The sequence below is a fragment of the Enterococcus sp. AZ171 genome, assembly GCF_051714005.1.
Lineage (GTDB): Bacteria > Bacillota > Bacilli > Lactobacillales > Enterococcaceae > Enterococcus_B > Enterococcus_B pernyi.
In genome coordinates, this window is sequence record NZ_JBIORA010000001.1 from 36600 (window position 1) to 50346 (window position 13747).

12 protein-coding genes are annotated in these 13747 nt (G+C 36.6%); all 12 read left to right on the forward strand.

The features are described from left to right. The first annotated feature begins 325 nt into the window (after nt 1-325). Complete coding sequence (locus tag IGJ49_RS00160) at nt 326-1378, forward strand: radical SAM protein (RefSeq protein ID WP_438752471.1); 1053 nt, start codon at nt 326-328, stop codon at nt 1376-1378. 17 nt (nt 1379-1395) lie between these two features. Further along, nucleotides 1396-1659, forward strand: a complete 264-nt coding sequence (locus IGJ49_RS00165; protein ID WP_019722664.1) for a hypothetical protein — start codon at nt 1396-1398, stop codon at nt 1657-1659. Between the two features lie 695 nt (nt 1660-2354). Continuing rightward, the gene (locus IGJ49_RS00170; protein ID WP_010734527.1) at nt 2355-3098 is read left to right on the forward strand and encodes an ATP-binding cassette domain-containing protein; all 744 of its coding nucleotides are present in this window, start codon (nt 2355-2357) and stop codon (nt 3096-3098) included. Continuing rightward, nucleotides 3073-3744 (forward strand): methionine ABC transporter permease, encoded by a 672-nt coding sequence (locus tag IGJ49_RS00175; protein WP_062805922.1) that lies wholly within the window; start codon nt 3073-3075, stop codon nt 3742-3744. The genes IGJ49_RS00170 and IGJ49_RS00175 overlap by 26 nt, the downstream gene beginning before the upstream one ends. A gap of 10 nt (nt 3745-3754) precedes the next feature. After that, nucleotides 3755-4570, forward strand: coding sequence for a MetQ/NlpA family ABC transporter substrate-binding protein (locus tag IGJ49_RS00180; protein ID WP_062805921.1), 816 nt, complete (start codon nt 3755-3757; stop codon nt 4568-4570). 372 nt (nt 4571-4942) lie between these two features. Next, nucleotides 4943-6109 (forward strand): carbohydrate binding domain-containing protein, encoded by a 1167-nt coding sequence (locus IGJ49_RS00185; protein ID WP_349520975.1) that lies wholly within the window; start codon nt 4943-4945, stop codon nt 6107-6109. A 556-nt stretch (nt 6110-6665) separates the two neighbouring features. Next, nucleotides 6666-6839 carry a hypothetical protein gene (locus IGJ49_RS00190; protein WP_153830001.1) on the forward strand — a complete coding sequence of 58 codons (174 nt, stop codon included), beginning with the start codon at nt 6666-6668 and terminating at the stop codon, nt 6837-6839. Between the two features lie 565 nt (nt 6840-7404). Next, nucleotides 7405-7983 (forward strand): recombinase family protein, encoded by a 579-nt coding sequence (locus tag IGJ49_RS00195; RefSeq protein WP_010734523.1) that lies wholly within the window; start codon nt 7405-7407, stop codon nt 7981-7983. 290 nt (nt 7984-8273) lie between these two features. Next, nucleotides 8274-8636, forward strand: coding sequence for an LPXTG cell wall anchor domain-containing protein (locus IGJ49_RS00200; protein ID WP_023518874.1), 363 nt, complete (start codon nt 8274-8276; stop codon nt 8634-8636). A gap of 11 nt (nt 8637-8647) precedes the next feature. Beyond that, nucleotides 8648-9439, forward strand: a complete 792-nt coding sequence (locus tag IGJ49_RS00205) for a WxL domain-containing protein (RefSeq protein WP_349520973.1) — start codon at nt 8648-8650, stop codon at nt 9437-9439. 101 nt (nt 9440-9540) lie between these two features. Next, nucleotides 9541-10596, forward strand: a complete 1056-nt coding sequence (locus IGJ49_RS00210; RefSeq protein WP_153829999.1) for a DUF916 and DUF3324 domain-containing protein — start codon at nt 9541-9543, stop codon at nt 10594-10596. Between the two features lies 1 nt (nt 10597). Continuing rightward, nucleotides 10598-13588 carry a WxL domain-containing protein gene (locus IGJ49_RS00215; protein WP_438722167.1) on the forward strand — a complete coding sequence of 997 codons (2991 nt, stop codon included), beginning with the start codon at nt 10598-10600 and terminating at the stop codon, nt 13586-13588. Nucleotides 13589-13747 lie beyond the last annotated feature (159 nt).

The following is a 13747-nucleotide window of genomic DNA, read 5'->3' on the forward strand; positions in this document are numbered from 1 at the left end:
AGAAATAAGCTGAAGATTACGGAAATTGTTCATGCGATTTTTGTGACTTTCAGCTTGTTTTTGAAAGGGATTTCAAATGTTTGCTACTTATTTTTGGTGCAGAAAGTGGGCGCTCCCTTCGGTTTACCCTGCGAAAATGAACTTGTGGTTTAAAAAATGAGGTGATTTTATCCGAATCAAAGAGAATCTTCATGCCTATCGATTCAATGAACAATTTATTGTACATAATGTCCTACGTAGTACATGGATATTAGTTGATCAAGAAGAATTAAACAAAATAAAAAAGCAAGATTACAAACATCTACCAATGGCAACCAAGAAAAAGATGGATCTGTTTCAAATCCTTTTAGAAGACCCGATTGAAGTAGAAAAAACGGAGCATGGAATACCAGAGACAGCTTATTTGGTTATGACCCATCAATGTAATTTGAAGTGTGTTTACTGCTATGCAGAAGCCAGTCCTGAAAAGGAATATGAGGATAGTTTAAATTTTGTCGAATGGATCGACGTTCTCAATCAATTGAAGGATTGCGGTGTAAAGAAAATTATCTTTACTGGCGGTGAGGTTGGGTTAAGTAAGGATGCGCTAAAATATATCGATTATGCCAAAAAAATTGGTCTAACTATTGGTTTGATCACGAATGGGACTTTAGTGCGGAATGCAAAAGATGCAGCGTTTCTAGCTGAAAGATGTGCTTCGATCACCATCAGCTTAGATTCGATCGACCAAGTCGCAAATGATAAAAATAGAGGAAAAGGCTGTTATCGCATAGCAATGAGAGGGATTCAAAATCTATTAGACTTGAATTATCCAAATATTGCAGTCAATACGATCATTACCAATAATAATTTCAATAATATTGACGAAACGGTGGAATTTTTAAAGAAGAATAACATCAATTATAAATTAGGCGGATTCAGTGAACTAGGACGTGCAAAAATGGCAGAGATTTCTTTAACTGAGAGTGAGAGAACGGAAATCGAGTTAAAACAAAAGAACAAAAATCGTTCACCATTTTTAAAACCTTTCACCATCAAAGAATCCTGTGGACTTGGCGTTGGAGAATTTGCAATCAATCCTGTTGGTGATATATTTGCCTGTAAACTGTTAGAAACTGCTGACTACAAACTGGGAAATATTAGAGAAAAGCAACTTAGCGAGGTTTTTGGCGAAGAGAATATTGCTTTTATTCGCTCTCAAAGCATCAATCATTTAACAAAATGTAATGATTGTTCATTCCGTTACTTATGCGGTGGAGGATGTCGTGCACATCATTATTATGCAACCAATGATACCCAAGGTGTAGACGAAGCAGAGTGTAATTTGATCAAGGAAATCCTAAAGCATCAAATGGTTCGTAGCTGTACAAATGAATAACGAAAAGAGTGGAAGACATGAAACTCAATGAGCACATCACTTATGAAAAAATGGGTAATGACTTATACATCATGGTCGAGGATGAACGTTTTGTTTTAGACAATGACGTAGCAATTGATATATTTAATTTGTTAAAGGCTGAATCGACGAAAGAAAACATAAAAGCCTTTGTGCGAGACAAATATCGTTTAGATCAAGAATTTACAGATGATGAAAAAGATAGTTATGTAGAGGAATTTTTGACCGTACTTAAAATTAATGGAATTATGATTGGATCTTGAAGATCGTTGAATCTAGCAAAATAAGCAGCAACCGATCAAATTTGATGGGTTGCTGCTTATTTTTTCGAGAGGAGACCGATTTGTTCTACTCTCGTTTTTAGTGATGCTGAAAGTAGCACGCCATTGACACGTATGGACGAAAAGTACTAAAAACTACTTCCTCAAACAATTTTTAGTCCCGATTGTTTCATCCACAATAATTGTATTCAGGATAGCAGTCCTTCGTTCGTTTATCAATAATCTAATTTTTGATACAATATAAGATAACGAACCAATCTATATTGTATTACTGAGCTATCCATTATCCAAAGTATAACATCTTTTTCCTTCCGCTCTATTTATTATTTTTTCTCAAATTAAAAAAATAGTATACTAAATCAATTTGTTTTTAGATTTGATAAATTATTGAGTTCACTCATAAAAAAATATATTTCAATCTCAAGATAGACTGGTCGAAAATGAATAACCAAGCTATCTTTTCTAAAACTACTAGTACAGAAATAAAAACAGTGTATATTTATCTGTGAGTAAAAAAGTTGCTTTTTCCTTTCTTTTAATGGATTATAAAAATAGATGTTTTTGTACTTTATTTACTCTTTTAAAAATTCAGATAAATCTTTTATTAGCAATAAAATTAATACAGTTTTTTTCTTTGTGTTATTCTTTTAATTGCATGTATAGACTGGAGGAAAAATGTGATCGAGCTAGTAAATGTGTCGAAGCAGTATGAAAAGACCAAGTCGTTGCATAAGATTAGTTTTACTGTAAAACAAGGGGAAGTGATCGGGATCGTTGGGAAAAGTGGTTCTGGGAAATCGACCTTGTTACGTTTATTGAATTTGATGGAAACGCCTACTGAAGGCACAATCAAACTAAATGGTGTAGATGTTCAGTCATTATCAAAAAAAGAGCGCCGGCAGCAACAACAAAAAATAGGCATGATTTTTCAACATCATAACCTACTTGAAAATTTACGTGTTTATGAAAATGTTGCATTACCATTGAAGTTACAAAGGAAAAAAGAGCCTAAAAAAATCAATGATCTACTCGATTTTGTTGGCATGAGTCATAAAGCAGAAAGCTATCCAGTCAAACTTTCTGGCGGAGAAAGACAACGGGTTTCTATTGCAAGAGCGTTAAGTAGAGATCCGCATTTGTTACTTTGTGATGAAGCAACGAGTTCTTTAGATGAAGAAAATACAGAAAGTGTGGTTCGCTTATTACATAAAACACATGCCGAGTTTCAACCGACTATTTTTTTTGTTAGTCATGAACTGGAAACGGTCAAACGCTTATGTAAACGGATCTTAGTCATGGAAAATGGGCATCTGATCGGTGAATTGATGAATGACCCAAAACAGTACGAGGAAGAGGAACTAACTTATTTTGAAAAAATAAAAAGGAGTTTGACTGATGAACTTGCCCACAGCATTGATTGAATATTGGCCGTCTCTAATCAATAGTTTGAAAGAAACGGGCATCATGATGGCGATTTCCATGTTCGTTTGTGTGTTGGGAGGTTTGCCAGTAGGATTAGGTCTATATTTGACAAATCCCAAGGTCAGAGGGACACACCCTTGGTTATACTGGTTACTCAACTTCATTGTGACAGTCGTTCGCTCGTTTCCTTATCTTTTATTAGTGATTGCGTTGATCCCAGTGACGCGATCAATTTTAGGAAAGGCCTTTGGACCTGTTCCTTCATCTATACCACTTAGTATTGTAGCAGTCGCGATTTTTGCTCGTTTAGTGGAGCAAGTGTTGTTAGATGTCCCTGAAGAGATCTATGCCTTATCGAATTCATTAGGCGCTTCCAGATTTCAATACATCTGGCACTTCTTATTTGTTGAAGCGCGAAGCGGCTTAGTGTTGGCTTATACTACGACAACAGTTAGTATGATCTCTTATTCCACCGTCATGGGTGTCGTAGGTGGTGGCGGGATCGGTGATTTTGCTGTCCGTGTCGGCTATCAACGGTATGAGTATGGTGTCATGTATGTTGCTATTGTGATCATGATCGCTTTGGTCTTCATTTTACAAATGTTTGGAAATTTTGTTGCACAATCATTAGATAAACGAAAGTAGGAGAAAAGTTATGAAAAAGTTTTATTTATTTGCGTTTGCTTTAGTTGGAGTTCTAGTTTTAGCAGCCTGTGGTGGAAGCAATGAAAGCGCAGAAAGCAAAAAAGAAATCACTGTAGCGGTTCAATTGGAATCCTCAAAAGATATTCTAGAAATTGCCAAAAAAGAAGTAGAAAAATCAGGCTACACAATCAATATCATGGAAGTCAGTGATAATGTTGCTTATAATGATGCCGTCCAACATAAGGAAGCAGATGCAAACTTTGCGCAACACGAACCCTTTATGGAACGATTCAATCAAGAAAAAGACGCTGATTTAGTAGCTGTCCAACCAATCTATTATTTTGCTGGCGGATTTTATTCAAAAGAATATGATGATGTCAATGATTTGCCAGAAAACGCAAAAGTCGGTATTCCTAGCGATCCAACAAATGAAGGTCGTGCGTTAGCGATTTTGAATGAGAATGGGATCATTCAATTGAAAGATGGAGTTGGTTTTGATGGTACAGTCGCAGATATTGTAGAGAATCCTAAAAATCTTACCTTTGAAAGTATTGATCTTTTGAATCTAGTAAAAGCTTATGATGAAAGTGATATTGCGATGGTCTTTTGTTACCCAGCATATTTGGAACCAGCAAACTTGACGACAGAAGATGCCTTGTTACTTGAAGATGAAGCAGCAAGCAAACATTATGCGTTGCAATTAGTTACTCGAGAGGAAGAAAAAGATAGCGAGAAAATCAAGGTGTTGAAAGAAGCGATGACTACACCAGAAGTCGCTGACTACATCAAAAATAATTCAAAAGGCTCAAATATCCCAGCTTTTTAAACAACGTGCTCACCATAACGAAAAATGTTGTGAGTGATATCTTTAGGTGTTATGTTTTGATAGATTGATTTTTTTGGATGATTTCTAAAATAAAATAAAAAATACAGCCATGTGCTGTATTTTTTATTTTATCCAAGAAAAGGAATAATTGAAATCATTTGATAAACTTAGTGGACTGTTGATTTTTTACGGTTGTTGTCCATTACTTATTTTTGTCCAGTGTTATGTTTCCATAAAAATATTTTTTTAGAAAAAAGTGTTTTCTTGTTGAGATATTTATCAGTTATTCTTTTTAAAGAGCGAGATAGATTATGTTTTATGGTTTACTGTATAACGAACTATCCGCTAAAAAAAATCAATAAGGAGCTTGAGATGAAAAAAACCAACTTGAAAAAAATTGCAGCAACAAGCATGTTACTTCTTTCGTTAGGAGGACCAGTCGTGACATCTGCGGCAAGTCAATCAACAGGTGATTCGGCGAATATCAGTAATCAGGTAGAAGAACAGTTGACGATCAAAAACGGTGATTTCAATGAGGGTTTGAACCATTGGATCGTTTCTAGTCCAGGTACACAGAATCCAACAATCGAAGAGTTAAGCGGGAATAAATATGCAGTTGCTACTTATGGAGAAAACATTCATCAATATTTGGCACTGAAACCAAACACGACCTATACATTTGGCTATGATGTAGCAGGTAGTGCTGATTTTCCAGCAAAAGTTGAATTTGGTACGATGAATCATGATGAAGGTTTTATTTCGTTAGAAGAAACATCACACAACAATGAAAACTGGACACGTAGAGAATTTACATTTACTACACCTGAAACAGACAATACATACATTATTCGTTTCTCTTCAACAGGAAATGGCTGGGCGAAATTTGACAATATTCAAGTAGAACCAGAAAAAACAGAAACGAGTTTATTGACTGTAGGAACACAAGATCGTGAAGCTTATGCGTATTTAAATCTAGATGCAGAACGTTTCAACAGTTCAGAACGATTGATGGTCTATGTTGATGGTCGTTATCATTTTGAAACCTATAAAGGTAAAGCTTACTATTCATTTACAAGCAAAACCGATGAAGGTACTCAAGTACGTCGTAGCATTTCCGGTGTCAAAGGACAAGTAATCGAAGTCTATACCGCACCAAATTCACCTGGTCACAGCTCAACAGGCAAGCGCTTGTTAGAATCGATCACATTAGAAGAAGATTTAGCAGTGGACACTTCTTTATTAGAACATGCGGTGAAGAATATTCAATTATCAGGAAACAGATTAGACGTTGATTTTGATCGTGCAAGTTTCGAAGGGAACAACCGAATGATCATTCGTAAAAATGGTGCCTATGTCGCAGAAATCCATAAAGGCAAAGTTTATTATGCATCGGTACGTGAAAGAGCAGAGGACAGCGTAAAAGTTAGTAAAACAATTGATTATAAAGCTGGCGATGTAATCTCAGTTGAATTAAGCAGTGGAACACCTGGTGGTTCATCGAATTCGTTGCAAGTATTAGCAACGTATGAAGTAGAATAAATCGATCATAAGAAAAAAGATCAAAAACTTAAAAAGTTTTTGATCTTTTTTTTTGATACGATAAACGGTATTATGTCTCAAGGAGCTAATCCATTGCCTGATAAATCCCCTAGAATATCTTGGTTTTGATGTTTTTTCTTTTAAGAAAAAACATGTTGCAATAGTATACAAATAGTATTTATCAATACAAACGAGATGGGAAAGAAAAAATGAAATTAGTGTAAAATTTTTATTAGGTGCAGCGGCATGTGCAAGTTTCGGCTTATTCTCCGGAGGTAATGATGTAGATGCAGGTACTGTATCAGCTAATGGTAGAATTGACTATAGAGAACTATTTGATAACAGAGAAATAAAAATTAAAAGTGTAGATGATCCTTCTTATGCTCTCACGTGGATATGGGAGACAAATTGGGATGAAGTTAAAATGACTAAGGATACTGAACATGATAGACGAAAATGAATCTTGAAGTATGATGATGCGTCAGGTACCCACATAGTTCAAAGTAAACTACCTTATGTAAATGTTAATGGGATTCAATATGGAAATTTACATTCTTTGTCCGGTTGTGATCAAAATAGTGATAGACTGGTAGGAGCGAGACCATTAGCTAATCCAATTGAAGGACGACAATGGAAAATTCGTCATATGATGACAGATCCACAAAAAGGGGATGCCTATCGATTGATCAATAATCATGAACAGCGAGTATTAAGCCACAGAGGACTTTAATTTGGAGGTAGAAATATTGAGTTACTCAAGAATTTACTAATGCTTCATACCAATACTTTATTATTGAATAAACTAAATCCTTTGGGCCTTTGTATCTTTTCTGATTATGACGATTGTACAAAATGAGGTCTTTTTTCAACTATACGACTTATCAAATGATATTCCAGTGTCCTCAGGAGCTAGAGATGCTTGGAAGCTTCAACAGGTAGAAAAAAACGATTACGAAGATTTGATATCTGAAAAGTACTTTGATTTCAAAAAAGCTAAAGTCGAATTCGAGGAATCGATGCTAATTTAAAGTTAATCAATCGAAGTAGAAGTAAACTTCGATTGATTATTTTTTGTTCTGAATTGATTTTGGCAAACTAAGCCCTAGATCAAGGAAAATATTCATGGTAATTTAGAAAGTTATGATAACCATAAGCGACTCGTTGCATGCTTTTTTTATTACAGTAGTCATTTTTACAGTTAAGTCATTGTATAATTGGCTCTACTCATATCTATTCTATAAATATATTATTGATAATTATGAGTTTTTTATTAGATAACTTATTGGAGGAATTATATGACTAGAAAAATTTACGGCTATGCTCGAGTTTCAACTAAACAACAAGATCTTTCGCGACAGTTAGATCTATTAGAAACTTATCATTGCGAAAAAATATATACTGAAAAAATCAGTGGTGTCCGTGCAAGTCGTCCAGAACTAAATAAACTAAAAAAACGTGTAAAGACCGGTGATCAAATAGTCATTGAAAGCTTCTCACGATTTGGACGTAGCACAAAAGATTTAATTAACCTTGTTTATTTTTTTGAAAAAAAAGGAGTTAAAATAATCAGTATAAAAGAAAATTTTGATACTCAAACTCCTCAGGGAAAATTAATGATCACTGTTTTCCAAGCTTTTAGTCAATTTGAACGAGATATTATTGTTGAAAGGACCCTTGAAGGATTAAACTCTGCACGTGCAAGAGGTAAGGTTGGTGGCCGGCCAAAGGTAGATCAAGACGTTCTTCAAGAATCACTCTCATTACACCTTACAAAAGGATTATCTGTCTCAGAAGTTTGTAAAAAAACTGGGATTAAACAATCAACTTTTTATCGCTATTTAAAACTAGAGAGGAATCTTTCTGAATTGAGTTAGTTCTTATGGCCCAGTATTTTTTAAGTGACCAAAGAAATATATCACTTTATTTGGAAAAATATTTCTGGTATAGTATGATGTAAGTATAAGTCATGTATAATAGTTATTGGCTTAACTTTTAATTCTCAAAAACCTTCGTTTTTAGTAATTTAAATTCGTTATTTATCATTATAAATAGGGAACCTAATCTAATCACTTTTTCAAGACATCTGATGGTATCAGATGTCTTTTTTTTGTGCTGTCCTTAAAACGAAGATTTTTGAGACATCTAAGAATATAGGAGGAGGGGTATGAAACACTTAAAAAGATGCATATTAAGTATAGGTGTAGTATTGATTCAAGTTTATGCACCACTAGTTGTTCATGGGACAGAAGTACACTCGGTGGAAACTGAAGGAACAATTGGTTTTACTGGGGTATATGAAACACCAGGAATACCAGAGCCAGCACCAGAAGTTGAGGTAAAACCAAGCTTTCCCAAAGAAATTGTTCAATCACCATCAGAAGTGCGAAAGAGTGAACATAAAAAATTACCTCAAACGAACGAGAGTCAGATGAGTGCTTGGAAAATATTGGGCATTCTGATCATCGTAGTCATACTTGGCTTTTGGTTTTGGAAAAAACAAAAAGAAAAAAACAATCAAAGAAAGTAGGATTTAAATATATGAAATTCGTTAGATTAGCAACCATTGCAACATTATCAACTACTATTTTCGCCGGAGGAGCGATTTCTGCGTTTGCCGACGAGACTCGTCAAGTGACGACCAACGGAAATATCGAATTTACACCTAGTACAGACGAACCAGAAATCGTTGTTCCACCAGTAGAAGAACCAGATGTAGAGATTGAACCAGAAGTACCCGGAACCACGGGTCCTTTGTCAATTGTAAAGGCTGCGACAATGAATTTTGGTTCACAAGTGATTTCAAATCAAGATCAAACGTACAATATGATTGCAGAAAGACAACAGAAGACCGGGACGACTGGTGAGGAAAATAAAGTTCCTTTTGCCAGTTTTGCACAAGTTTCTGATACTAGAGGAAGCAATGCAGGCTGGGATTTGAAAGTCAGTCTAAGTGACTTTCAAGCGGGAAATACGCAAAACGCTATCTTGAGAGGAGCCAAAGTCACTTTAAAGGATCCACAAATTCGATACATGGGGAACAATCAAGAGTTAGCTCCAGCTGCACATGCAAATACTTTGGAATTGGAGCCTAATAGTGGCGCAGTTTCAGTTATGACCGCTGAGTCAAGTAAAGGAGCAGGGCGTTCATCTGTTGTTTGGGGAAATCAACCAGACTTAGATGCCCAATTTGAGGCAGATCCAAGTGCAACTGTGACAAACAATGCCATTCAATTATTTGTACCTGGCGCGTCAGCCAAAGACGCGACCACTTATACCTCAACATTGACATGGGAATTAACGACTACACCAGGTAGCGATGTAGGAGCCTAATAGATTGGTGTATCTAATGATGGATTAGGGTCATGACTAAAGTAGCGTTACATAATATGTAGCGCTGCTTTTTTGAATGAAACATCGAAGGAGTGTGTTTGATGATAAAAAGTACGATATATCAAATAAAGAGGAGGATTCAATGGAGTGGACGATTACTTATTATGTTAGCGTTTTTGTTCTCTCCAATTCTTGTTTCTGCAGAAGAAAATTTAAGTTTTTATGTCACACCAGAGTTTCCAGAGAGTCAAGTAGAAGGAAGTGGCCGTTACTTCGACCTTAACAGTGAACCTGGAAGTACAGAGGAATTGACACTGAAAATTCAAAATGCTAATGATCAAGCAAAGACGATTGAAATCACGGCTCATACGGCATTTACTAATGTCCAAGGAGTGGTGGAATATGGTAAAGATGCCGAAAAAGCAGACCCAACCTTACCCTATTCTTTGGCAGACTTAATTGAACCCCCAGTCCCTATTGAGCTTGCAGGAAACGAAACAAAGACTGTCAAAGTAATGCTAAACATGCCTAAAGAAGCTTTTTCAGGGTTTTTAGCGGGAGGCTTAAGAATTGCAGAGGTGAAAGAAAAGCCACAGGAAACAGAAACAAGTGGAGAAGGAGTGGCGATCAAAAATGAATTTGCCTATGTCATAGGTGTAGTGGTGAGTAATGATCGCTCTGCCGTAAAACCTGATTTAGATTTATTGGATGTCTTTGCCGATCAACTCAACTATCGCAATGTTATCAGTGCGAACTTACAGAACTTTACACCTACCTTTGTCAATCATTTAGAAGTAGAAGCAACGGTACAAAAAGAAGGGGAGAACGATATTCTCTATCGAGCTAAGCAAGAACAGATGCAAATGGCACCTAATTCTAATTTCAACTTCCCCATCTCTTTAGAAGGGGATCGCTTTCGAAGTGGCGACTACGTGTTGAAAATGACGGCACGTTCAGGAGAAGAGGAATGGCAATGGGAACGGAAATTTACCATTGAAGCAGATACAGCCCGAGCATTGAATCAGCAAGATGTCACAATTGATACGAGTATTAATTGGTGGCTCGTTGCCGCGGTCATCCTGATTCTTTTCTTATTGTTGATTATTGTTTGGTTACTTATTAAGAAGCAAAGAGCTAAAAATAAGGAGGACCAGTGAGATGAAAATTAAAAAAGTCTTGGTCGTGGCAAGTGTTAGTCTTCTTTGTTTCCCTTTGCTCTTTTTCTCAGTGATTTCTGTGTTTGCCATTGAGAATTCTGTGGAACTATCGAGAGAATCAGAATTGATGGATCCACTGACCAATACAACAGAAACAAAAGCGCCCATTTTTTCATTCAAAGAAAATCAAGAGCCATCTATAGCAAATAAACAGTTTCAATTAGTCGTACGTTCCAGTCAAGATGTTTCCGAGTTTGTGTTGAATCTCCCAGAGGGAGTCAGTATCGTAGAAGACAAATCTGCTGATAGTAAGTTCACTAATATAGAAGGAGGCCAGTGGCAAGTACGGACGAATTCTCCACAAATGATCTTTTCCATTCCACTAGTTGTAGAAAAAGCAGGAGCCTATGAGATAGCTGTCGGAGAATCAAAAATGACGCTTAACATTCAATCAGAGGAGAGTCAACAACCCAGTGAACAAGAAGTCACTTCCTCGGAAGAAAAAGAAACAGCGAAGACCGAAGAATCAACAGTCGAAGAAGAAGCGAGTGTATCAAGTGATGAAAAATCATCAACCACAGATACTTCGCAAAATGATCCAGAACAAGTAACAGAAAGCGCTCGGTCAACAAAAGAAGCGAGTGTTCAAGATGTGGCGAATTGGGAAGAGTTTATCCGTGCATTTGTAGATCCGTCAATAACAACGATTAATGTTGTTTCTGATTTTCAAACACCAGATAATCCTCGACTCAATCTAACGGATATTACAACAGGTGGAACGAATAATCCTAATGGTGGGACAGCATTTGTTTATCTTAATGTAGCTAATATCTCTAGAAATCTAATGGTCGAAGGAAATGGCCATCAAATTGATTTTCGCGCAATCACTTTATGTTTTAACAATATTACGGCTAATTCTTCAACTCCTTGGAATATCGCGTTAAAAGATTTAGAGATATACCACGGAAACTATTATGGACCGTTGACTTTCAATGATTTGAACGTGACGAATCAAACTGCTAGTCAGATCACTTACCATAATATTACGAACTACGGAAATCAACTGATTCATTCACCTTACAGTAGTATTAAAATCTCAGGTAAATCAAGTAGTAAACAAGTATCAGAGTATACTTCCTCTTTTGGTACGTGGCGCATCAATGCACTAGATCAAACGAATATCTATGCTTCAAATTTAACGATAGTTGAAGATGCTGAGGTTGAATTAGAAACAATTAGCGCAGGTAATTTAGATTTAGGAGGAGTAGTACACCCCAATAACAACTTTAGAATGGAAAAAAATTCATCTTTAAATGCTGTATCAAAAGGAAATGCTGGCGAAGCTGATGGAACAAGTTTACTCGTTCGAAGAGGCAGTGTTGAAATAGATGAGGGTGCAAAGCTGAACTTAGTACCACAAAATCTAAGATCAGCAATTTCTTTACGTACTGCCAACTCATCGCTCAGAATAAAAGAAAAAGGCGTCCTTACCATCGATTCTCAAGGAACAAAGGCGAATACCAATGGTGCCCTATATAATATTATTTGGATGGCGGCAGGAAGTAATCTACTAGTAGAAAGCGGGAGTACATTGAATATTGTTGCCACTGAAATGGCTGCCTCACCATCGAATATTTTACATGTTAATGGGAATGCAACGGTATCCATCGGCAAAGATGCCACCTTGAATATAAAAAGTGACAGCACCTCAAATGATCAAAATTTGATGTACTTCGCTTCTGCTGGGTCAACTTTTGAATTTTCTGATGCTCAAGAAGTCAATTTGGAACGAACTGGAACGATTGCCGGAACGTCGACCGCCAACGGATTGATTAATATCGCAGGAAGTACCGGTCTATTAGATATCGATGTCCAATCAGTGAAACAATGGGCAAGAGGAAATTTTGAAGAGATACCTGATCATTCATGGACACCTATCTTCAATTTGAATCTACGCTATACAGGAATTGTACCTAGGATTAACGATGATGTTTCTTCTATTCCACAAGAAACAGCGGATAGTTTTAAACAATATTTCACTACGCAAAATGTCCAACGGGTTTTATTTGAAAAAATTCCAGATGTCGAAGTCACGATTGATCCGTTAACAGAAGATCCGAATGAAGTGAATTCTCATACGATTACTGGAAAGGCGAATCCTAATAGTGTGATCCGCTTCTCAGGCGATCCAGCGATTCCTTCAGGCTCTATTCCTTCACCTGATATTTCTGAAAGTGAAAAATATCATACAACGGCAGATGAGAATGGGGATTATCGCTATGAATTACCGGAAGATCGACGATTCACTGCTGGAAATACCGTGACAGCCTATGCTTTTTTGAATGGGAAAAATGATACCGCTAGTACAATGGTAGAGGAAAAAATTGTGGTGGTACCTGTGGATCCATTAGATCCTGAAACGGAAGTTGAACCGGAGAATAAACCAGAAATCCCAGAAGATCAAGGACGTTTGAGTCTAGATTTTGTGTCCCAATTTAACTTTGAGACACAAAAAATATCTGTTAGTGATCAAACGTATTACGCCCAACCACAACGGTTATTAAATGAAGATGGAACGGTTAACGAGACGAAAGAGCGTCCAAACTATGTGCAGATCAGTGACCGTCGTGCCGCCAATGAGCGCAATGGATGGCAATTATCAGTTACTCAGAACGGACAATTCCGTAATGAAAGCGGACATGAATTGATTGGGTCTGAAATCCAGTTATTCAATCAAGAACTAGTGACTGCACAAGGCGGGACTAAACCTGAACTACAGGAAGAACCTGTACAAAGAATCGTACCAAATACAAGGAAAGTACTCATACAAGCAAACGGAGAATCTGGTACAGGAACGTGGATCTATCGTTTTGGGGATCAACAAACGGCAGATAAAAGTGTCAGTCTCTATGTCCCTGGAGGGACAAATCCAGAAGCAACTAGTTATTCGACCAAGCTGACATGGGAATTAAGTGCAGTTCCTGGTAATTAAAGGAAAGAGAATCGTTCTCTTTCCTTTCTTTGTATAGGAGTAAATTCAGGGAAACTCGTTTTAGTTTGTTTAGAAGGTTCAAGTTTGAACTTACATAAATCATCAATATATATAATTTATCCTTAGTAGGATAATTCATATTTAATGAATAAAATTTTG

Coding starts and splice junctions, on each gene's coding strand:
- IGJ49_RS00160 (WP_438752471.1), top strand. CDS start 326: ATGGATCTGTTTCAAATCCTTTTAGAAGACCCGATTGAAGTAGAAAAA.
- IGJ49_RS00165 (WP_019722664.1), top strand. CDS start 1,396: ATGAAACTCAATGAGCACATCACTTATGAAAAAATGGGTAATGACTTA.
- IGJ49_RS00175 (WP_062805922.1), top strand. CDS start 3,073: ATGAACTTGCCCACAGCATTGATTGAATATTGGCCGTCTCTAATCAAT.
- IGJ49_RS00180 (WP_062805921.1), top strand. CDS start 3,755: ATGAAAAAGTTTTATTTATTTGCGTTTGCTTTAGTTGGAGTTCTAGTT.
- IGJ49_RS00185 (WP_349520975.1), top strand. CDS start 4,943: ATGAAAAAAACCAACTTGAAAAAAATTGCAGCAACAAGCATGTTACTT.
- IGJ49_RS00195 (WP_010734523.1), top strand. CDS start 7,405: ATGACTAGAAAAATTTACGGCTATGCTCGAGTTTCAACTAAACAACAA.
- IGJ49_RS00200 (WP_023518874.1), top strand. CDS start 8,274: ATGAAACACTTAAAAAGATGCATATTAAGTATAGGTGTAGTATTGATT.
- IGJ49_RS00205 (WP_349520973.1), top strand. CDS start 8,648: ATGAAATTCGTTAGATTAGCAACCATTGCAACATTATCAACTACTATT.
- IGJ49_RS00210 (WP_153829999.1), top strand. CDS start 9,541: ATGATAAAAAGTACGATATATCAAATAAAGAGGAGGATTCAATGGAGT.
- IGJ49_RS00215 (WP_438722167.1), top strand. CDS start 10,598: ATGAAAATTAAAAAAGTCTTGGTCGTGGCAAGTGTTAGTCTTCTTTGT.